The 21,316-nt window shown below is 59.9% G+C and carries 14 protein-coding genes; 5 read left to right on the forward strand and 9 right to left on the reverse strand.

Annotated features, from left to right (window positions below):
- The first annotated feature begins 63 nt into the window (after positions 1-63).
- The 4 genes from FCH38_RS11905 (at position 64) to FCH38_RS11920 (ending at position 4,794) form a co-directional block, all read left to right on the forward strand.
- The gene (locus FCH38_RS11905) at positions 64-1,287 is read left to right on the forward strand and encodes a lytic murein transglycosylase (RefSeq protein ID WP_153514809.1); all 1,224 of its coding nucleotides are present in this window, start codon (positions 64-66) and stop codon (positions 1,285-1,287) included.
- 66 nt (positions 1,288-1,353) lie between these two features.
- The gene (locus tag FCH38_RS11910; RefSeq protein ID WP_153514397.1) at positions 1,354-2,589 is read left to right on the forward strand and encodes an SGNH family hydrolase; all 1,236 of its coding nucleotides are present in this window, start codon (positions 1,354-1,356) and stop codon (positions 2,587-2,589) included.
- A 178-nt stretch (positions 2,590-2,767) separates the two neighbouring features.
- Complete coding sequence (locus FCH38_RS11915; RefSeq protein ID WP_149899547.1) at positions 2,768-3,442, forward strand: response regulator transcription factor; 675 nt, start codon at positions 2,768-2,770, stop codon at positions 3,440-3,442.
- Positions 3,439-4,794 (forward strand): sensor histidine kinase, encoded by a 1,356-nt coding sequence (locus tag FCH38_RS11920; protein WP_149899548.1) that lies wholly within the window; start codon positions 3,439-3,441, stop codon positions 4,792-4,794. The genes FCH38_RS11915 and FCH38_RS11920 overlap by 4 nt, the downstream gene beginning before the upstream one ends.
- Positions 4,795-4,996: 202 nt before the next feature.
- On the opposite strand, the gene FCH38_RS11925 is transcribed toward FCH38_RS11920, so the two are convergent.
- Genes FCH38_RS11925 through gltB form a run of 3 tightly spaced genes read right to left on the reverse strand, consistent with a single transcriptional unit; the run spans position 4,997 to position 11,379 of the window.
- Positions 4,997-6,451: a glutamate synthase small subunit gene (locus tag FCH38_RS11925; RefSeq protein WP_174373885.1), complete on the reverse strand. Its 1,455-nt coding sequence runs from the start codon at positions 6,449-6,451 to the stop codon at positions 4,997-4,999.
- A 15-nt stretch (positions 6,452-6,466) separates the two neighbouring features.
- Positions 6,467-6,625, reverse strand: coding sequence for a hypothetical protein (locus FCH38_RS11930; RefSeq protein WP_174373886.1), 159 nt, complete (start codon positions 6,623-6,625; stop codon positions 6,467-6,469).
- Between the two features lie 8 nt (positions 6,626-6,633).
- On the reverse strand, positions 6,634-11,379 hold the full coding sequence (gltB, locus tag FCH38_RS11935) for a glutamate synthase large subunit (protein ID WP_174373887.1): 4,746 nt from the start codon (positions 11,377-11,379) through the stop codon (positions 6,634-6,636).
- Positions 11,380-11,750: 371 nt separating this feature from the next.
- On the opposite strand from gltB, the gene FCH38_RS11940 reads away from it, so the two are divergent.
- The gene (locus tag FCH38_RS11940; protein ID WP_174373888.1) at positions 11,751-12,803 is read left to right on the forward strand and encodes a low specificity L-threonine aldolase; all 1,053 of its coding nucleotides are present in this window, start codon (positions 11,751-11,753) and stop codon (positions 12,801-12,803) included.
- Positions 12,804-12,836: 33 nt separating this feature from the next.
- Here FCH38_RS11940 and FCH38_RS11945 read toward each other — a convergent pair whose 3' ends face one another.
- The 6 genes from FCH38_RS11945 to kdpF form a co-directional block, all read right to left on the reverse strand.
- The gene (locus tag FCH38_RS11945) at positions 12,837-13,526 is read right to left on the reverse strand and encodes a response regulator (RefSeq protein WP_174373889.1); all 690 of its coding nucleotides are present in this window, start codon (positions 13,524-13,526) and stop codon (positions 12,837-12,839) included.
- 60 nt (positions 13,527-13,586) lie between these two features.
- Complete coding sequence (locus tag FCH38_RS11950) at positions 13,587-16,289, reverse strand: ATP-binding protein (RefSeq protein ID WP_174373890.1); 2,703 nt, start codon at positions 16,287-16,289, stop codon at positions 13,587-13,589.
- 55 nt (positions 16,290-16,344) lie between these two features.
- Positions 16,345-16,911, reverse strand: a complete 567-nt coding sequence (kdpC, locus tag FCH38_RS11955; protein ID WP_174373891.1) for a potassium-transporting ATPase subunit KdpC — start codon at positions 16,909-16,911, stop codon at positions 16,345-16,347.
- Between the two features lie 12 nt (positions 16,912-16,923).
- A complete protein-coding gene (gene kdpB / locus FCH38_RS11960) occupies positions 16,924-19,008 on the reverse strand; it encodes a potassium-transporting ATPase subunit KdpB (RefSeq protein WP_174373892.1) in 2,085 nt (694 codons plus the stop codon).
- A gap of 218 nt (positions 19,009-19,226) precedes the next feature.
- A complete protein-coding gene (gene kdpA, locus FCH38_RS11965; protein ID WP_174373893.1) occupies positions 19,227-20,930 on the reverse strand; it encodes a potassium-transporting ATPase subunit KdpA in 1,704 nt (567 codons plus the stop codon).
- A 34-nt stretch (positions 20,931-20,964) separates the two neighbouring features.
- Entirely contained in the window at positions 20,965-21,054 is a 90-nt protein-coding gene (gene kdpF / locus FCH38_RS11970; protein ID WP_035226808.1) for a K(+)-transporting ATPase subunit F, read from the reverse strand.
- Between the last annotated feature and the right edge of the window lie 262 nt (positions 21,055-21,316).

Here is a 21,316-nt window from a genome sequence, read left to right on the forward strand (position 1 = left end):
CCATGACGACGCCCGATGCGTTTTCGCAATCGAAATGACATTCGAGAGAACGAAAGACTGATGATGACAAAGATGATCCTTTCAGATGTCCGCAAATTCGGCTGCATGATGGTTGCAGGCCTGGTGATTTCGCTAGCACCGGTCTCGGCTCATGCCGATGCCGGGTTCAGACAGTGGATCAACCAGTTCTACGCAACAGCCGCGAAAGAAGGCATCAGCAAGGCGACCTATCAGAAAGCCTTCGCCGGCGTTAGCGAACCGGACCCGGATGCGCTGCGCAAGGCAACCTTTCAGCCGGAATTCACCACCCAGGTATGGGATTATCTCGATTCCCGCGTTAACCCGTATACGGTGCGGATCGGCCGCGAGATGAAGATGAAGCACGCGACGACCCTGAACTGGATCGAGCGCAACTTCAACGTCGACAAACACATCATTCTCGCCATCTGGTCGATGGAATCGAATTACGGCGCGGTTCTTGAAAAGCCGGAGCGGCTGCACAATATTCCGCAGGCTCTTGCGACGCTGGCCTATTCCGATCCCAAGCGCGGTAAATTCGCGCGCACGCAGTTGATCGCCGCGCTGAAAATTCTTCAGTCGGGCGATGTGACGCCGAAGCAGTTGACGGGTTCATGGGCCGGCGCGATGGGTCACACCCAGTTCATTCCGACGAGCTACCTGGCTTATGCAGTGGATGCCGATGGCAATGGCAAGCGCGATATCTGGCACTCGGTTCCCGACGCGCTGGCAACGGCCGCCAATCTTCTTGCCAAAAACGGCTGGGAGCCCGGCCGGACCTGGGGTTACGAAACCGCCGTTCCGCGTGGCGGCGCGCGTTACGAAGGCCAGACGAAAACGATTTCGGAATGGACAAAGCTCGGCTTTGCCCGCCCGAACGGCAAAAATTTCACCCGCGGTTCCGATCGCGCCATGCTGAAACTGCAGGGTGGCGCGAACGGACCCGGTTTCCTGATGATGAAAAACTTCTTCACCATCAAGAAATACAACGCATCGGACAGCTATGCGCTGGCCGTCGGCCTGCTTGCGGATGAAATCGCCGGTTATGGCGGCATGCAGCAGAAATGGCCGCGTCCGGACGGTACGCTGGATATTCGTGAAAAATTCGAACTCCAGACCCGCATGAAAGAACTAGGCTACTACGATGGCGAGGTCGATGGCAATTTCGGCTCCGGTTCGAAAGCCGCCATTAGCGCCATCCAGTCGCGCATGGGCATGGAAAATGACGGCCAGCCGTCGCAGAGGTTGCTGAGAGCCCTGCGCAATTGATAATATGCCGGCGAATTCGGCGGGGGGGGGGTCACCACCGCCGAAGCATCCGGAAAGGTCGATGTTATGAACAGGAAACCAGCGGTGAATAGCGGAAAGACCGGATGGCGCATCTGCGCCGTCATTCTTGCTGCCGCCCTTTGCGTGCCACTCGTTCCATCCCAGACCTTTGCCCAGGAACAGCGGCGCACCCTGTTCGAAATGCTGTTCGGCAGACCGGTTGGCCGCGATGGCGGATCCGGGCGTGATTATCAGCCCCGCAACCGGCGGGATTTCCCCTCCGCCCCACGCGAAAGATCAATTACACGTCCGCAACCCGCCCGAAAAGCACCTTCGGTGGTTCAGATGCGAACCGCAAAACCGGAGCCGGCCGCCAAGCTTGAAAATGCAAGGCGCGTTCTGGTCATCGGCGATTTTCTGGCCGGCGGCATGGGGGAAGAGCTGGTCAATGCCTTCGCTAGTTCACCGGCGATCGCCGTCGATGTGCGGGCAAACGGTTCTTCCGGTCTTGTCCGAACCGATTATTACGACTGGTTTTCCAATCTACCGCAATTCATAAGCGAGACCAATCCGGCCACCATCGTCATCATGATGGGCTCGAACGATCGCCAGCAAATGCAGATCGGCGATATCAGGGAAAAATTCGGCACCGATGTCTGGTTCAAGGAATATGAACGACGGATCGATGAGCTTCTGACCCTTGCTGGCCGCCCGAAAGTGCCGCTGCTCTGGGTCGGTTTGCCCGCGTTCCAGTCACCATCGCTCACGGCCGATCTCGTCGGTTTCAACCGGCTTTATCGCAGCCACGTCGAAAAATATGGCGGCGAATTCGTCGACGTGTGGGACGGTTTCGTCGATGAAGGCGGAAAATTCGTTATCACCGGTTACGACATGAACGGCCAGCAGGCCCGCCTTCGCGAGGCCGATGGTGTCGGCATGACGCAGGCCGGCAAACGCAAGCTCGCCTTTTACGTCGAAAAATTCGTACGCAGGCACCTCGACAGTGCCGGTCCCGATCTCGTGAAACTGGACGGCAGCAATCTGCCTGCACTCACCTCGCTGCCGGCGCTCGGCATTGATGCGGGGCAGGTCCGCACGCAGCCGATCAGCCTCACCGATCCCAATCTCGATGGCGGCGACAAGCTGCTGGGCGATACCCCTTTGACAGCCGGGCCGACACGCGCATCGGTGGTGGAGTCCCCACGTGAACGGCTGACCAAGCGTGGCGAAATGGCCGATGCGCCGGCGGGCCGCATCGATGACTATCGCGTCGTCCCGGATACCGTACAAGCCCGGCAATAGGCGCTTCTGCACCGGCATACGCGGACGGGCGTAATGTTTAGGCAATGCGAAAATGGCAAGATAACTGAAGTTCTGCACGGATGCGGCCTGTAACCGCATTTTTGTATGGCGATATTTCTTCGTTACCAGTCATGCACGGCCCACGGGAGCCGCGCCAGGATTTTGCCGAGACCAATTCATGCGCCTGCTGCTTGTTGAAGACGAACGCGAAATGGCAGCAGCCCTGTCCGCCGCGCTCCACCGGTTTGATATCATCGTGGATAATGTCGGCACGCTCGATCTTGCCCGACATGCCATCATGGATGGTGTCCATGACCTTGTCGTGCTTGACCGGCAATTGCCCGATGGCGACGGCATCCAGCTTATAGAGGATCTGCGCCTCTTGCCCGTTACCCCGCCGGTGATCGTATTGACGGCGCAAGGCACACTTGCAGATCGGGTTAAGGGCCTGAACCTCGGTGCCGATGATTATCTTGCAAAGCCCTTCGCCGTCGAAGAGCTTCTCGCCCGCATCCGCGCCCTGATGCGACGACCCGCCAGCGCAGTGACGATGACGGCGAAGCTGGGCAAGCTGGAATTTTGCTTCGAGACCCGTGAAGTACGCATTGCGGGCGAATTTCTTGCCCTGACCAGACGGGAACTGCTCATCCTCGAGGCCCTGTTGCGGCGACAGGGCCGAACGGTGCTGCGTTCGCTGCTGGAGGAAGCCGTCTATAATTTCGACGATGAAATCCAGTCCAACGCCCTCGATTCCCATATTTCCCGTTTGCGCCGCAAATTGCTGGCCACCGATGCCGGCGTCGAGGTCCATGGTATTCGCGGCGTCGGCTATCTTCTGAGGGCGACATCATGAAGCCGGCCAAAAGGAAATCGCTCAAGCGCCGCCTGACGATTCAATTGCTGCTGTTCCAGATCGGCAGCCTTTTCATCGTCAGCGCCGGCTTCGTCGCCTATCTGTCGACCGGCGGTGGAGGCAGCGCATTGCTCAGCCCGCAGGCAGCCCAGATTACCGCCAATGCGCTGGTGCGGGACAAGAACGGCCGGTTGGCCCTGAAAGAGACGAGTGAGTTTGTCGAGTTACGCAGCAACACACCCGATTTCTGGTTCGTCGCCGTCAGTGAAACAGGGGAGATTGTGCAGGGCGGGCAGGTGCCCGAAGCATTCAGCAACATGGATCAGCAACTCAGCGATATCAAGCTCTCCGATATACGCGAGGCGGCGCTGTCCTATTCCTATCTCGCTGTCGTGCGTATCGCCGTCGTCCGCCGCGTTTCCGGGCCGTTGGGCGAATTCGCCATGATCGGCAAAGGTGGGCCATTCAGCATGACATTCCCCGTGCTGCTGTTCTCCAACATATTGATCATGCCGATCCTCTTCATCATGTCCCTCGTGACGATCGTGACCATTCCCTGGATCATCCGCAGGGAATTTCTCGCCCTTTCCTCCATTGCGCGGGCAGCGGAGACCATCGACATCGACAAACGCGGATATCGATTGCCGGATGGCGATATTCCACGAGAGGTGCAGCCACTGGTGCACGCCGTCAACGGCGCGCTGAAACGGCTGGACGATGGTTACGAGCGGCACAAGCGCTTCATTCTCGACGCCGCCCATGAATTGCGCACCCCCGTCGCCATTCTCCAGACTCGCGTCGAAACGCTGCTGGATGGCCCATCTCGAAACAGGATATTGGCCGATGCCAGCCGCATCGCCGTGCTGGCCGAACAATTGCTCGATCTGCAGCGTCTCGGCGGACAGAAAGCGCCGCTTATTCCGCTTGATCTCGTCAGCCTGTGCAGATCGGTTGTGGCGGATATGGCGCCGCTTGCCATCTCGCAAGGCTATGAGCTTTCCTTCGAACCGGAAGAAGAACCGATCCTCGCTTTGGCCGATGACGCCTCACTGCAACGCGCGCTTATGAATATCGTGCAAAATGCCATCGAACATGGCGGCAATCGCGGAACGATCACCATTAAGGTCGCCGCCAACCGCGTTATCGACATATGCGACGAAGGCAGTGGGATTCCCGAAGAGGACAGGGAACTGGTGTTCGATGCGTTCCATCGCCTGAGGCCGCAAGATCGTGGCACCGGGCTCGGTCTCAACCTCGTTCAGGAAATCATCCGCTACCATGGCGGGGAGATCAACATCAGTGATTCATCTACCGGGGGGGCCTGCTTCCGTATCAGCCTGCCCTATTGCTGACACATGCCATTTTTTGCGAAAAAACTGCTTTTCGGGAAACTCGTAATGCCGGTGCAATTCACAGGCGCGATATTTTGCCTGTCCCCATGAATGCGACGCCCCCAATCGCATTTTTGGTCGTCCAGTCAAACGAAAGGCCTGTTGTGTCTCTCACAACAGGCCTTTTGTTTTGCTTCGTGCGGCTTGCGCCGCATCAATCCGCTCAGCGTGGCAACAGGGTTGCGCCCATCAAAGCTTCGTCGATCGCACGCGCTGCCTGACGGCCTTCGCGGATCGCCCAGACCACCAGCGACTGGCCGCGGCGAACGTCGCCCGCCGCCCACAGCTTGTCGACCGAGGTGCGGTAGTCCGTCTCGTTGGCGATCACATTGGTGGAACCGCGGCGATCGGTGTTGAGCGCCAGCTTGCCGTCCATTTCCTTCAGCACGCTGTCGGTAAAGGGACCGGAGAAGCCGATGGCGATGAAAGCGAGATCAGCCTTGATGATGAATTCCGTACCGGCAATCGGCTTGCGCCGATCATCAACCTGACAGCATTTCACACCGGTCAAGACGCCGTCTTCACCTACGAATTCGAGTGTGGCGACCTGGAACTCGCGAATAGCGCCTTCCGCCTGAGAGGAAGAGGTACGCATCTTGGTTGCCCAGAAAGGCCAGACAGCAAGCTTGTCTTCCTTTTCGGGCGGCATCGGGCGGATGTCGAGTTGCGTGACTTTCACGGCACCCTGACGGAAGGCCGTGCCGACACAGTCCGACGCGGTATCACCACCGCCGACGACCACGATATGCTTGCCGCCTGCGAGGATCGGATCGGCCGGCCAGCCGATGCTATCGATGTTTTCACGGCCAACGCGACGGTTCTGCTGTACGAGATAAGGCATGGCATCATGCACACCCTGCAGGTCCGCGCCGCCTATGCCGGCCGGGCGCGGGGTTTCCGAACCACCGCAATAAAGAACAGCATCGTGGTCGGCCAGAAGCGCTTCGACCGTTACATCGACGCCGACATTAACGCCGCAATGGAAGGTGACGCCTTCGCCCTTGATCTGTTCGACACGGCGATCGATGAAGTTCTTCTCCATCTTGAAATCCGGAATGCCGTAACGCAGCAGGCCGCCAGCCTTCGATTCACGCTCATAGACGTGAACCTCGTGGCCGGCGCGGCCAAGCTGCTGCGCGGCCGCCATGCCAGATGGGCCGGAGCCGATGATGGCGACTTTTTTGCCGGTGTGGATCGTCGCCGGCTTCGGCACGATGAAGCCCAGTTCATAGGCCTTGTCGGCAATTGCCTGCTCGACGGTCTTGATGGCGACCGGCGCGTCCTCGAGGTTCAGCGTGCACGCCTCCTCGCAAGGGGCGGGACAGACGCGGCCGGTGAACTCCGGGAAGTTGTTGGTCGAGTGCAGGTTGCGGATCGCCTCTTCCCAATTGTTGTTATAGACCAGATCGTTCCAGTCGGGGATCTGGTTGTGCACGGGACAGCCGGTCGGGCCGTGACAATAGGGAATGCCGCAATCCATGCAGCGTGCCGACTGCTTCTGCACTTCGGCATCCGACATCGGAATGGTGAATTCGCGGAAATGGCGGATACGATCCGATGCGGGCTGATACTTGCCCACCTGCCGGTCGATTTCCAGAAAACCTGTTACCTTGCCCACGTTTATGTCCTCACATCAAAGCGGAGCGCCTGTCGGGCCCCAGTACCAGTAAGCGAAACCGAAAGCCGCCCCCAGCACGATGAATTCAAATCCGGTCTCGCCGCTTGTCCAATAGATCGCCGTGGGAACGGCGACCGCTGTTATCAGCGAGACCAGTTGGTGTAGTGTCCTCACGCGGCTGATTATTCCGCCGCAACGCCCATTTTCATCCGCTCCATATCCTCCAGCGCACGACGGTATTCCACCGGCATGACCTTGCGGAATTTCGGACGGAACTCGCTCCAGCGGTCGAGTATGTCCTTGGCGCGCGCCGAGTTCGTGTAGTGGAAGTGGTTGGAGATCAGCTGGTAAAGGCGCTCCTCGTCGTGACGTGTCATGTCCTCGGAAACGTCCACACGTCCCTTGTGCATGAGGTCGCCGCCGTGATGGTGCAGCTTTTCCAGCATGTCGTCTTCTTCCGGAACCGGCTCCAGCTCGACCATCGCCATGTTGCAGCGGGTGGCGAAATCACCCTTCTCGTCAAGCACATAGGCCACGCCGCCGGACATGCCAGCTGCGAAGTTGCGGCCGGTTTCACCGAGAACCACCACGATGCCGCCGGTCATATATTCGCAACCGTGGTCGCCCACGCCCTCGACAACCGCGACAGCACCGGAGTTACGCACCCCGAAGCGCTCGCCCGCGACACCGCGGAAATAGCACTCGCCAGTGATCGCACCGTAGAGAACGGTATTGCCGACGATAATCGAGTTTTCCGCAATGATGCGGGCGTTTTCCGGCGGGCGCACGATGATACGGCCACCCGACAGACCCTTGCCGACATAGTCGTTACCGTCACCCACCAGATCGAAGGTGATGCCGCGCGCCAGGAACGCACCGAAGGACTGACCGGCCGTTCCCTTGAGGGTGACGTGGATCGTATCGTCCTTCAGGCCCTTATGGCCCCAACGCTTGGCGAGCGCGCCTGACAGCATGGCGCCGGCGGAACGGTCGACGTTCTTGATCGGCACCTCGAAAACCACGGGCTCGCGGTTTTCAAGCGACGGCAGCGACTTCTCGATCAGCTTACGGTCGAGAATATCGTCGATCGGGTGCTTCTGGCGCTCGGTCCAGAACGTTGCTTCCTTGGGTGCTTCGACCTTGTGGAAGATGCGGCTGAAATCCAGCCCCTTGGCCTTCCAGTGGGCCAGCATCTCATCCTTTTCGAGCAGTTCGGAAGCGCCGATGATCTCGTCCAACCGGGTAACGCCCAGCGAGGCAAGAATTTCGCGCACTTCTTCGGCAACGAAGAAGAAATAGTTGATGACGTGTTCCGGCGTACCCTTGAAGCGCTTGCGCAGAACCGGATCCTGCGTCGCCACACCCACAGGGCAGGTGTTGAGGTGGCACTTGCGCATCATGATGCAGCCCGCCGCAATCAGCGGCGCAGTCGCAAAGCCGAATTCATCCGCGCCCAGAAGCGCGCCGATGATGACGTCTCGGCCGGTCTTCAAACCGCCATCCACCTGCAGTGCAACGCGTGAACGAAGGCCGTTCAGCACCAGCGTCTGCTGGGTTTCGGCAAGGCCGATTTCCCAGGGGCTGCCCGCATGTTTCAGCGAGGTGAGCGGCGAAGCGCCCGTGCCGCCATCGAAGCCGGAAACGGTGATATGGTCGGCGCGCGCCTTGGCGACACCCGCCGCAACCGTTCCGACGCCGACTTCAGACACCAGCTTCACCGAAACATCGGCTTCCGGATTGACGTTCTTCAGATCGTAGATCAACTGCGCCAGATCTTCGATGGAATAAATATCATGATGCGGCGGCGGCGAGATGAGGCCGACGCCCGGCGTGGAGTGACGGGTCTTGGCAACCGTCGCATCCACCTTGTGGCCGGGCAGCTGGCCGCCTTCGCCGGGCTTTGCACCCTGCGCCACCTTGATCTGCAACATGTCGGCATTGACGAGATATTCCGTCGTCACGCCGAAGCGACCGGACGCGATCTGCTTGATGGCCGAGCGTTCCGGGTTCGGCTTGCCATTCAACAGCGGCAGGTATCGGTCGGATTCTTCGCCGCCCTCGCCAGTGTTGGACTTGCCGCCGATCTGGTTCATGGCGATGGCGAGCGTCGTATGCGCCTCACGGCTGATCGAGCCGAAGGACATGGCGCCGGTCGAGAAGCGCTTGACGATATCGGCTGCCGATTCCACCTCATCGATGGAGACCGGCTTGCGGCCGAGCTTTTCCGCAGACTTGATGTTGAACAGGCCGCGAATGGTGTTCATCCGCAGCGCCGTCTCGTTCACCATGCCGGCAAATTCACGGTAACGATCCTGGCTGTTGCCGCGCACCGCATGTTGCAGCGAGGCGACGGCATCCGGTGTCCAGGCGTGGCTTTCACCACGCATGCGATAGGCATATTCGCCGCCGATATCGAGCGTATTGGCAAGAATCGGGTCCTTGCCGAAGGCCGCAGTGTGGCGCGTTACGGTTTCCTCGGCGATTTCGGTGAGGCCGACGCCTTCGATGGAGGTGGCGGTGCCAAAGAAATATTGCTCGACGAATTGCGAAGACAGGCCGATGGCGTCGAAAATCTGCGCGCCACAATAGGACTGGTAGGTGGAAATGCCCATCTTGGACATGACCTTGAGGATGCCCTTGCCGACAGCCTTGATGTAGCGATACACGACTTCGTCGTCGGACACTTCCTTCGGGAAAGCGCCATGCTTGTGCATATCGAGCAGCGTGTCGAAGGCGAGATAGGGGTTGATCGCCTCTGCGCCATAACCGGCGAGCAGACAGAAGTGGTGGATTTCGCGCGGTTCGCCGGTTTCCACGACGAGACCGACCGAGGTGCGCAGGCCTTTGCGGATCAGGTGGTGATGCACAGCCGCTGTCGCGAGAAGAGCCGGGATCGCGATGCGATCCGGGCCGAGCTGGCGGTCGGACAGAACGATGATGTTGTAGCCGCCGCGAACGGCGGATTCCGCCCGCTCGCACAGGCGCTCCAGCATGTCAGGCATGCCTTCCGCGCCACGCTCCACATCATAGGTGAAGTCGAGCGTCTTGGTGTCGAACCGGTCTTCCGTGTGGCCGATGGAGCGGATCTTTTCCAGATCGCCATTGGTCAGGATCGGCTGGCGCACTTCGAGGCGCTTGGCGCGGGCCGCCCCCTCGTGATCGAGAAGGTTCGGGCGCGGGCCGATGAAGGACACGAGGCTCATGACAAGCTCTTCGCGGATCGGGTCGATCGGCGGGTTGGTGACCTGCGCGAAATTCTGCTTGAAATAGGTGTAAAGCAGCTTCGACTTGTCCGACATGGCCGAAATCGGCGTATCGGTGCCCATCGAGCCGATGGCTTCCTGACCGGTCGTCGCCATCGGCGACATCAGAAGCTTGGTATCTTCACTGGTGTAGCCAAATGCCTGCTGGCGGTCGAGCAGCGACACGTCGCGGCGCAGAGCACGCGGCTCAACGGGCTTCAGATCCTCAAGAATAAGCTGGGTGCGATCGAGCCAGGTGCGGTAAGGGTGCTTGGCTGCAAGCTCGTGCTTCACATCCTCGTCGGAAATGATCGCGCCCTTTTCCATGTCGATCAGCAGCATCTTGCCCGGCTGCAAACGCCACTTCTTGATGATACGTTCTTCCGGCACCGGCAGGGTGCCGGCTTCCGACGCCATGATGACACGGTCATCGTCGGTGACGAGATAACGTGCGGGGCGCAGGCCGTTACGGTCGAGCGTTGCGCCGATCTGCTTGCCATCGGTGAAGGCAACGGCGGCAGGGCCGTCCCACGGCTCCATCAGCGCTGCATGATATTCGTAGAATGCCTTGCGCTCAGCCGACATCGACAGGTTGCCCGACCAGGCTTCCGGGATCAGCATCATCACGGCATGGGCCATGGAATAACCGCCGCGCACGAGGAATTCGAGCGCGTTGTCGAAACAGGCAGTGTCCGACTGGCCTTCATAGGAAATCGGCCAGAGCTTGGAAATATCGTCGCCGAACAGCGCGGACGACACCGACGCCTGCCGCGCCGCCATCCAGTTGACGTTGCCGCGCAGCGTGTTGATCTCACCATTGTGGGCGACCATGCGGTACGGGTGCGCCAGCTTCCAAGACGGGAAGGTGTTGGTGGAGAAACGCTGGTGCACCAGCGCAACGGCGGATTCGAAACGCGGGTCAGCCAGATCCTTGTAATAGGCACCCACCTGATAGGCGAGGAACATGCCCTTGTAGACGATGGTGGAGGAGGAGAGCGACACGGGATAAAAATCCTGCGTCTCCTTGCCACCGCCCTCATCATAGATGCGGTTGGACAGCACCTTGCGGATCAGGAACAGCTTGCGCTCGAAATCGGCATTGGTCGCGGCATCGCGCCCCGCGCCGATGAAGACCTGAACATGGTGCGGTTCGGTTCCGGCAATATCCGGCGCCTTTGAAAGCGAGTCATTATCAACAGGCACGTCGCGGAAGCCGAGGAACTGTTGCTCCTCCTCACCGATCACATCGACGATGACTTTCTTGTAGTGCTCGATGCGGGACGGATCACGCGGCATGAAGATATGGCCGACTGCATATTCACCGGCCTTCGGCAGCGTCACGCCTTGGCCCGCCATTTCTTCACGGAAGAAACGGTCGGGAATCTGTACGAGAATGCCAGCACCATCGCCCATCAGTGGGTCCGCGCCGACAGCACCACGATGCGTCAGGTTTTCGAGGATGAACAGACCATCCTTGACGATCTGGTGCGACTTCTGGCCCTTCATATGCGCAACGAAGCCGACGCCGCAGGCATCGTGCTCGTTGCGCGGATCGTAAAGACCCTGCTTTTCCGGCAAGCCGCCCGCGAAACGCCCTTTCGCAGAAACGGGTGCGGCCGCAGCCGCGGTGGGACAGTCTGTGGTAAGGGTTGCGGCGGCGATCTCTGCCTGCGGCTTGTGCGTCATTTGTGTCCCTCCTGCAAAATTACTTGCATGGTTTCATGCGAAGATCCGGCTCGACCACGAATTCTCGCTTCCCGCAAAAATCGCATTCAACCCGGCTCGATCAAATTTAGGACAGCAAAGCTGTCTCAATTCATGAGGATTTTGGCAGAAACGGGCGAATTTGGCAAGGGTTCGAATCCAATTAGTCGAACCGCCATTTGCCGCGAAGTTTCGATACTGACCTATTGCGCGAAACTTTATTGTCATAAAACAGGCCGAGCTATTGCTTTCATTACCGGATTTGCCAATCGCGATGTTAGGTCCTAGAAGTTTTGCAATCACGCCTCATGCAGCCCCAAAACAGAACCTCAGCTATCGGAAAGCCTTAAGAGATGTTTTTTGCTTCAGACAATTGGGCTGGCGCCCATCCGGCCGTCAACGAACGGCTTTCGCGGGAATCCACCCGGTTTGCCGCAGCTTACGGCACCAGCGAACTCGATCTCTCCATTGAAAAACGCTTCAACGAGATATTCGAGCGCGAGGTCGCGGTGTTTTTCGTCGCGACCGGCACGGCGGCCAATTCGCTTTCACTGGCCAGCATCGCCCGCCCGGGCGGCCTGACATTCTGTCATTCGGAAGCGCATGTGATCGAGGACGAATGCGGCGCACCTGATTTCTTCAGCGGCATGCGCATGGTCGCCGTCGAAGGGCCAGATGGCAAGATGTTGCCGGAAAACCTGATCGAACGCATTGCGCGTTATCCGCAGGATGCCGTTCACCATGGCCGCGCCGCCGCCATCACCATGACGCAGGCAACCGAGGCCGGCACCGTCTATACGCTCGATGAAATCGACGCCATCGCCAAAATCGCAAAAGACAACGGCCTGCCGCTGCATATGGACGGCGCGCGTTTTGCCAATGCGCTTGCCGCACTCGGCACCACGCCTGCCGAAATGACCTGGAAACGTGGCGTCGACGTCCTGTCTTTCGGCGGCACCAAAAACGGTTGCTGGTGCGCGGAAGCGATCGTGTTTTTCGATCCCGCACTCGCAAAGGATTTCGCCTTCCTGCGCAAGCGCACCGCCCAGCTTTTTTCGAAGTCACGCTTCATTGCCGCGCAATTCGAAGCCTATCTGCAGGACGATCTCTGGCTGGGCCTCGCCGGCCACGCCAATGCCATGGCAAATCGGCTGCGCGCCGGCTTTGGCTCGCTCAACAGCGCCCGCCTCGCCTGGCCGACACAGGCCAACGAAGTTTTCGCCATTCTACCGAAAGCCGCCGCCGAAGCCGCAACAGCCAAGGGTGCTAAATTCTATGATTGGCTGGAGCCGCGCGACATGCCGGAAAAGGTCGGCAAGGACGAAGTGCTGATCCGCATGGTCACCAGCTTTGCGACCACCGAGGCCGACGTGGACGAATTCCTGTCGATCTGCGCCTCTGTCTGACACAACATTTGAGGGCGTCCCACAACGGCGCCCTCAAACCTCCTGAAGCCGGTAACCGACACCGGTTTCCGTCAGGATATAACGTGGCTGGTCCGGGATTTTTTCGATCTTCTGTCGAAGCTGGCGCACGTAAACCCGCAAATATTGCACGTCGGTCAGTTCGTCCCACGCATGTTCCAGCAGGAAACGATGCGTCAGCACCTTGCCCGCATGCTGCACCAGAACCCGCAGAATATCATATTCCTTGGGCGAGAGTTTCACCTCCCGGTCCTCCACCCTGACGATGCGCCGGACGAGATCGACCGACAGGTCGCCGGTCTGAAACACCGGCCTCTCCCCCTGGCTCTGCAAACGATGGCGCAGCGCGACGCGGATGCGGGCGACAAGTTCGTTCATGCCGAAGGGCTTGGTGATATAGTCGTCAGCCCCGAGTTCCAGCGCCTTGACGATACCCGCCTCATCCGTGCGACTTGAAAGGACGATGACGGGCAGCGCCAGCCCGTCACCGCGCCATTTCGCCAGAAGATCATGCCCGGACATATCCGGCAGGCCGAGATCGAGCACCACGAGATCTGGCTTGTCCTCATTCACCAGTTCCATCGCAACGCGGGCATTCATCGCTTCGCTGACCGCGTAGTCTTGAGACGACAGCCCCACCCGCAAAAGCTTACGGATCGGCGGTTCATCATCGACGATGAGAATGCGGACGGCGGAATTGGTCACTCCCGATCTCCTTTGGGGGTATGGCGAAGCACTTTAATGATTCTCCCCTGAAATCGCGCCCTAATCATGATCTAGCACAGGCGCTTCAGCGGGAACCGGCAGGCTTATCGTGAATTGCGCGCCTGAACGACCCAACCGGTTTTCCGCGCGGATCGACCCGCCCATGGCCTCGATGAACCCCTTGCATATGGACAGTCCAAGGCCTGTTCCGGCCTGCACATGGTCCGCTTTGCGCACCCGGTAGAAACTGTCGAACACCCGCTCCGTGTCATCGGGGGGAATACCCGGACCTTCATCGGCAACGGACAGGAAGACATGCCTGCCCTGCCGCCGCCCGCGAATCTCGATTGTTGTTTGTTCGGGCGCGTATTTGGCTGCGTTGTCGATGAGATTGAACAGAACCTGTTCGAAAAGCACGGGATCGACCTTCAGCATCGGCAGATCGGAGGGAATATCGAGAACGATCTCGTGCCTGACGACGATTTTCGCCGCACGCGAAAGTGCCGTGCCGACCATATCGCCAAGGAAATGCAGCCCGTAATTCGGCTCCATCGCGCCTGAGCCGATCCGCGTCATGTCGAGCAGATTGGAGATGAAACGGTTCAGCCGTTCGGACTCCTCAACGATCGTCGAAAGCAGCTCGGCACGCGCATCCGGCGGGATGTCCTCGGCAAAATCTTTAAGCGTTCCGGCAGACCCCAGAATAGCGGCGAGCGGCGTCTTCAGATCATGGGAAATGGAGGTCAGAAGCGCCGTGCGCAGCCGGTCGGTTTCCGCCGCAAGCCTCGCCCGGTCCACATCCGACACCAGCTGGATGCGCTCGATGGCGAGTGCGGCCTGATCGGAAAGCGCGTCGAACATCCGTTGCTGCTCGGGCGTCAGCAACGGACCGAGCCGGTCGTCGTCCAGCCCCACCACGCCGACTGCGCCGCTGCCGGTGCGCAGCGGCAGATAAAGCCGTTTGGCGCCGGGCAGCGTGTCGGCACCCCGGCCGGCGGCCTTGTTGTGCTCCCACGCCCATTGGGCGGCGGCAATATCCGCATCCATCAACGTATCGTCAGGAGGATAACCCGCCTTGACCGCAATCGTATTGTTTTCCGGCAGCAGCAGGACGACCCGGACATTCAGCATGGACGCCATCTGGAAAGCGGTTGCCCACAAAACGTCGTCCAGCGTGCCGGTGCCTGCCAGTTTTTTGGAAAACAGATACAGGTCCTCGGTGGTTCGCGCCCTCGCCCGTGCCGAAGCGGCCTGCCGTTGCACGGCGACCGTCAGGTTGGACGCCACCAGCGCCACGCCGAAATAAAACAACAGGGCGACGACGCTGTCCGGTGCACTCACCGTCAGCGTATAGCGCGGTTCCAGAAAGAAGAAGTTGAACGCAACAGCACCGAGCACCGAGGCATAAAGCGCCGGTCCAAGGCCGCCGCGCACGGCGGCTGCCAGAACCGCCATCAGGAAGACGAGCGCCAGATTTTGCACGTCGAGCGTCTGGTCGAGCACGACGCCGACCACGATCGCCAGTCCGACAAACAGGGTGCTGTTGAAATAGGCCCGCAGCGACCGGCGCGATGGCGGCGACGCAAGCTTCGTGTTCTGCGCCGGCTTTTCCTCGCTCTTGTCGCCGGAAATGACATGCACGCTGATATCGCCGGCATGGTCGATCAGATCATGCGTCAGCGAGCGTTGCAGGATTCTCTGCCACCAGGACTTTCTGGGCCGGCCGATGATGATATGGGTGAAATTATTGGCGTTCGCGTAGGAAATGATCTCCCGCGTCAGGTCGAGCGCCGGCAAGGTCACCGTCTCGCCGCCGAGCTGCTGGGCGAGCCGCATGGTGCCGGCCAGCCGGTCCTTCTCCGCCTCCGACAATTGCTGTGAACGCGGCGTATCAAGATGCAGCGCCGTCCATGGCGCGCGCAGGCGGTCCGCCTGCCTTCGGGCATAACGCACCAGACCTGAGCCGTTGCCGCCATGGTCGAGACAGACCAGAACCCGGTCTCCCGCCGCCCAGGGGCCGGAAATGGCGTGTGACTGCATGTGGTTGAGCAATTGCTCATCCACCCGCTGCGCCGTGCGCCTTAGCGCCAGTTCACGCAAGGCCGTCAGGTTGCCGCGCGAAAAATAATTCTCGATGGCACGCCGCGCGGTGCGGGGCATATAGACCTTGCCGTCTTCCAGACGCTTTATCAGATCGTCGGGAGTGATATCGATGATTTCGACATCGTCGGCGCGGTCGATGATGCTGTCCGGCACCGTTTCGCGCACGCGGATGCGGGTGATCTGCGCCACCACATCATTCAGGCTTTCGACATGCTGGATGTTCAGCGTCGTATAGACATCGATGCCCTGCGCGAGGATTTCCTGAACATCCATATAGCGCTTGGGATGGCGGCTGCCGGCAGCATTGGTGTGGGCCAGCTCATCGACCAGAACCAGAGCGGGGCGGCGGGCGATTATCGTATCGAGATCCATCTCCTCCAGTATCTGACCGCGATAATCGATGCGCTTGCGGGGGATCACGTCCAGCCCTTCGACCAGCGCCTCGGTTTCGCGGCGGCCATGGGTTTCCACAACGCCGATGATCGTGTCGATACCATCCGCAAGCTTCGCCCGGCCGGACATCAGCATTTCATAGGTCTTGCCGACGCCGGGGGCTGCGCCGAGAAAAATCTTCAGCCGGCCCCGCGCCTCGCGCCGGGCATTTTCCAGCAGCGCATCGGGCGACGGTCGGCTCGGCATATTGCTGATATCGTCAGGCATTTAACCCACCAATGGTCGAGGCTATGGCTTCCGAAGAAGCCATAGCCATTTCAGTTCATGAGCCGGCTGCGTCAAGAGCCATGTTGAGCGCCAGCACATTTACAACCGGCTCGCCCATAAAGCCCAGTTCCGGTCCCTCGACATGACGCTCGACGATGGCGTGCAACGAGGCTTCATCCATACCCCTTGCCTTGGCGACGCGCGACACCTGGAAGTAGGCCGCTTCTGGCGAAACATGCGGGTCAAGACCGCTGCCGGATGCCGTCACCAGATCGGCAGGAACCTCGGCTGTCGGATTTTCGGCTTTTGCAGCCACGTAATCCTGTTTCACCCGGTCGATGAGTTTGGCGCTGGTCGGTCCAAGGTTGGAGCCCGAAGACGAGGCGGCGTCGTAGCCGGTACCAGCGGCGGAAGGCCTGCCGTGGAAATATTTCTCGCCGGTAAAGGCCTGCCCGATCAATTGCGACCCCACCACCGTGCCGTTCTTCTCGACAAGGCGGCCATTGGCCTGAAAGGGAAAGATCGCCTGCGCCAGACCCGTCATTGCGAGCGGATAGGCAAGGCCGGTGATGGCGGTGGTGGCAAGAATGAGCACCAGTGCGGGACGAAGCTGTCTAAACATTGTCTTTACTCCTCAGACCAGACCAAGCGCCGTGAGGGCTAGGTCGATGGCCTTGATGCCGATGAAGGGAACGATGATGCCGCCGAGACCATAAATGACCAAGTTGCGCGACAGCAGCGCGCCGGCGCCGATCGGGCGGTATTTCACGCCCTTCAACGACAGCGGGATAAGCGCGATGATGATCAGCGCATTGAAGATGATGGCCGACAGGATCGCGCTCTGCGGCGTCGAAAGCCCCATGACATTGAGAACGCCAAGCTGCGGATAGAGCACCAGGAACATCGCCGGGATGATGGCGAAATATTTGGCGATATCGTTGGCGATGGAGAATGTCGTCAGCGCGCCGCGCGTCATCAGCAACTGCTTGCCGATTTCGACGATCTCGATGAGCTTGGTCGGATCGCTATCGAGATCGACCATATTGCCCGCCTCACGCGCCGCCACCGTGCCGGTGTTCATGGCGACGCCGACATCGGCCTGCGCCAGCGCCGGCGCGTCGTTGGTACCGTCTCCGCACATGGCGACGAGCTTGCCCTTGGCCTGTTCTTCGCGGATAAGTTCCAGCTTGTTTTCAGGCGTTGCCTGGGCAAGGAAATCATCGACACCGGCTTCCGCGGCAATGGCGGCAGCGGTCATTGGATTGTCGCCGGTGATCATCACAGTGCGGATGCCCATGCGGCGAAGCTCCGCGAAACGCTCGCGAATGCCACCCTTGACGATATCCTTCAACTGCACGACGCCGAGCAGCTTTCCATCCCGCACGACGGCCAGCGGCGTGCCGCCGGTTTTGGCGATTTCTTCCGCAATGGTGCGGATATCGCGCGTGGCATCCGTTTCGTTTTTGACGGCAAGCACCGCATTTCCGTGTTGCGTAACGCCGCCATCGACATAGGAAAGAACCGCATCGACGGCACCCTTGCGAATGGAAGAGCCCTCGAAATCGACGCCGCTCATGCGGGTCTGGGCGGTGAAGGGCACGAAGGTGGCGTGCAGCTTCTGCATGTCACGGGCGCGGATGCCGTATTTTTCCTTGGCGAGAACGACGATGGAGCGGCCCTCCGGCGTTTCGTCGGCAAGTGAGGCAAGTTGTGCGGCATCGGCCAGATCCTGCTCGGAAACACCGGTGACCGGACGGAATTCGGTCGCCTGCCGGTTGCCCAGCGTGATGGTGCCGGTCTTGTCGAGCAGCAGTGTATCGACGTCACCGGCAGCCTCGACGGCGCGGCCGGACATGGCGAGCACATTGAAACGCACCAGCCTGTCCATGCCGGCGATGCCGATGGCGGACAGAAGAGCGCCGATGGTGGTGGGGATGAGCGTGACGAACAGCGCCACCAGCACGATGATCGGGATGGAGCCGCCGGCATAGGCCGCGAAGCTTGGAATGGTCGCGGTGGCGAGAACGAAGATCAGCGTCATGCCGGCGAGCAGAATGTTGAGTGCGATCTCGTTCGGCGTCTTCTGGCGTTCAGCGCCCTCGACCAGCGAAATCATCCGGTCGAGAAAGGTCGAGCCGGCAGCAGCGGTGATGCGAACCCTTATCCAGTCCGATAGAACCTGCGTGCCGCCGGTAACGGCCGAACGGTCGCCGCCGGATTCGCGGATAACAGGGGCGGATTCGCCTGTTATCGCTGCCTCGTTGACGGAAGCCACACCTTCGACGACTTCGCCGTCGGAGGGGATGATATCGCCGGCTTCGACGAGCACGACATCGTTGACCTTCAGACTGGTGCCCGCCACCATCTTATACTGGCTGCGGTCATCGCCGGTCAGCAGTTTCGCCTGGGTTTCGGTGCGGGTCCGGCGCAGCGAATCCGCCTGCGCCTTGCCGCGCCCTTCGGCAACGGCTTCGGCGAAGTTGGCAAACAACACAGTGAACCAGAGCCAGAGGTTGATCTGGAAGGAAAAGCCGAGATTTTCGCTGCCGATGATGAGATCACGGATGAACAGCACCGTTGTCAGCACCGATACTGTCGCCACGACGAACATGACCGGGTTGCGCGCCAGCGTGCGCGGATTGAGCTTTTTGAAAGCGCCGGCAATGGCCGGGATGAGGATGCGAGAATCGAGGATGCTCGCTTGTTTGGACTGGCTCATGAAGAGGCTCCAGCGTTTGAAACAGGGCGACCGATACCGGTCGATCAGCCGTTAAGAACTTCGAGAGCGACGACGGCGGCGAACAGAGCCGCCATCATCGCAAGTATGAGATTGGAGGCGCACCAGCCGCCGGGACCGGCGCTCCTTTTGACGGGAGCACCAGTGCGGACAGGAAGGTTACGTCGGTGTCGGGGTGTGTCATTGGTCATGGCGCCACCTCAAAAGACCTGGCCCGCAGCCATCACCAGATGTTCCGCAACCGGACCCAGCGCCAAGGCTGGCAGGAAGGTCAGGCCGCCAACGATCAGGATCGTGCCGACGAGCAGGCCAACGAACAGCGGCCCATCCGTGGGGAAGGTGCCGGCCGAGGCCGGAACGGTCTTTTTGGTCACCAGCGAGCCGGCAATGGCGAGTGCCGGAATGATCACCAGAAAACGCCCCATCAGCATGCCGAAACCAAGGGTGATGTTGTACCAGGTGGTATTGCCAGTCAGGCCGCCGAAGGCCGAGCCGTTATTGGCGGCTGCGGATGTATAGGCATAGAGGATTTCGGAGAAACCGTGCGGCCCGGCCGTGCCGATCGACGCCACCGCCGATGGCAGGACCGTCGCCGTGGCGGTGAAAGCCAGCATGGCGAGTGGCAGGCAGAGAATGGCCAGAACCGCCATCTTCATTTCCTTGGCCTCGATCTTCTTGCCGAGATATTCCGGTGTGCGCCCAACCATCAGACCCGCCACGAAGATGGCGATGATGATGAACAGCAATATGCCGTAAAAACCCGCGCCGACGCCGCCGACGATCACTTCGCCCAATTGCATGTTGATGAGCGGGATGAGACCGCCAAGCGCCGTGAAACTGCCATGCATGGCATTGACTGCACCGCAGGATGCGGCTGTCGTGATGACCGCAAACAGCGACGAAAGCGCCACGCCGAAGCGAACCTCCTTGCCTTCCATGTTGCCGCCGGCAAGGCCAAAGCTGTGCATCAGCGGATTTCCGGCCGCTTCCGCCCAATAGGTGACCGCAACGCCGGCGATGAACAGCACGCCCATGGCGGCAAGGATCGCCCAGCCCTGGCGCTGGTTGCCCACCATGCGCCCGAAGACATTGGTGAAGGCCGCGCCGATCGTAAAGATCGACACCATCTGGATCATGTTGGAAAAGGCATCAGGGTTTTCAAACGGATGCGCGGAATTGGCGTTGAAAAAGCCGCCGCCATTGGTGCCAAGCATCTTGATCGCCAGCTGTGATGCCACCGGGCCGACCGCAATCGTCTGCTGCGCACCCTCGAGCGTTTGTGCCATGACATAGGCGCCGAGTGTCTGCGGCACGCCGAGCCACACATAAACAAGGGTCAGCACGATGCAGAGGGGCAAAAGCACGTAGAGCGTCGCGCGGATCATATCCACCCAGAAATTGCCGATGGCCTTGCCCGAAGCGCGCGAAAAGGCGCGGATGAGACCGATGGCGATTGCCATGCCCGTCGCGGCAGAAACGAAGTTCTGCACAGTAAGGCCGGTCATCTGGGTCAGATAGGACATGGTGCTTTCGCCACCATAGTTCTGCCAGTTGGTGTTGGTGACGAAGCTGATTGCCGTGTTGAAGGACAGCTCCGGCCCGACGGCCGGCATTTCCTGCGGATTATAGGGCAGCACGGCCTGAAAACGCATCAGCGTATAAAGCAGAGCAAAACCGAGGAGATTGAAGAGCAGCATGGAAAACGCATAGGTCGTCCAGTGCTGCTCCTCGCGCTCGCTTGTTCCGGCAAGGGCATAGAGGCCGCGCTCGACGGGTGCGAGAACCGGCGAAAGCAGGGTGCGTTCGCCACTAAAGACACGCGCCATATAGAAGCCGAGCGGCTTCACCAGCGCGACGACGATCCCGCAGAAAAGCAGAATCTGAAACCATCCAATGAGGGTCATGGTATTTTAACTTTCAATAGCCGCCGCTTCCCGATCAGAAGCGTTCGGGGCGAATGAGAGCATAGGTGAGATAGGCGGCGATAAAGACGGTGACGGCACCGCTCAGGACATAGTCGAATATCATCGCAGCCTCCGTCTAAAGCCGGCCGCAGGCGCGCGTATAGGCAAAGCAGAGGGCGAAGAACACCGTCGCTGCGCCGATCAGAACAAGGTCCATCATGATGGGACTCCTTTTTTCCACAAGGAGCCGGACAGGAAGAAAAGCGCCGTCATGTGGGACGTCGCTTTTCATTCTTTCTGGCTCAGGAAGGGAACACCATCCCTTCCCGAGCAGAAGAATGCACCCGAACCGCATAAAGGTTCGAGACGGCCTCAGAGGGAATAAA

Source organism: Agrobacterium tumefaciens (genome assembly GCF_013337285.1).
GTDB classification, from domain to species: Bacteria; Pseudomonadota; Alphaproteobacteria; order Rhizobiales; family Rhizobiaceae; genus Agrobacterium; species Agrobacterium burrii.

What these genes read in the sequence shown, in the direction of transcription:
- FCH38_RS11905 (WP_153514809.1), top strand. Translation starts at nt 64, where the DNA reads ATGACAAAGATGATCCTTTCAGATGTCCGCAAATTCGGCTGCATGATG.
- kdpF (WP_035226808.1), bottom strand. Translation starts at nt 21,054, where the DNA reads ATGATATTCGACTATGTCCTGAGCGGTGCCGTCACCGTCTTTATCGCC.
- kdpA (WP_174373893.1), bottom strand. Translation starts at nt 20,930, where the DNA reads ATGACCCTCATTGGATGGTTTCAGATTCTGCTTTTCTGCGGGATCGTC.
- FCH38_RS11915 (WP_149899547.1), top strand. Translation starts at nt 2,768, where the DNA reads ATGCGCCTGCTGCTTGTTGAAGACGAACGCGAAATGGCAGCAGCCCTG.
- kdpC (WP_174373891.1), bottom strand. Translation starts at nt 16,911, where the DNA reads ATGTTTAGACAGCTTCGTCCCGCACTGGTGCTCATTCTTGCCACCACC.
- FCH38_RS11920 (WP_149899548.1), top strand. Translation starts at nt 3,439, where the DNA reads ATGAAGCCGGCCAAAAGGAAATCGCTCAAGCGCCGCCTGACGATTCAA.
- FCH38_RS11910 (WP_153514397.1), top strand. Translation starts at nt 1,354, where the DNA reads ATGAACAGGAAACCAGCGGTGAATAGCGGAAAGACCGGATGGCGCATC.
- gltB (WP_174373887.1), bottom strand. Translation starts at nt 11,379, where the DNA reads ATGACGCACAAGCCGCAGGCAGAGATCGCCGCCGCAACCCTTACCACA.
- FCH38_RS11940 (WP_174373888.1), top strand. Translation starts at nt 11,751, where the DNA reads ATGTTTTTTGCTTCAGACAATTGGGCTGGCGCCCATCCGGCCGTCAAC.
- FCH38_RS11950 (WP_174373890.1), bottom strand. Translation starts at nt 16,289, where the DNA reads ATGCCTGACGATATCAGCAATATGCCGAGCCGACCGTCGCCCGATGCG.
- kdpB (WP_174373892.1), bottom strand. Translation starts at nt 19,008, where the DNA reads ATGAGCCAGTCCAAACAAGCGAGCATCCTCGATTCTCGCATCCTCATC.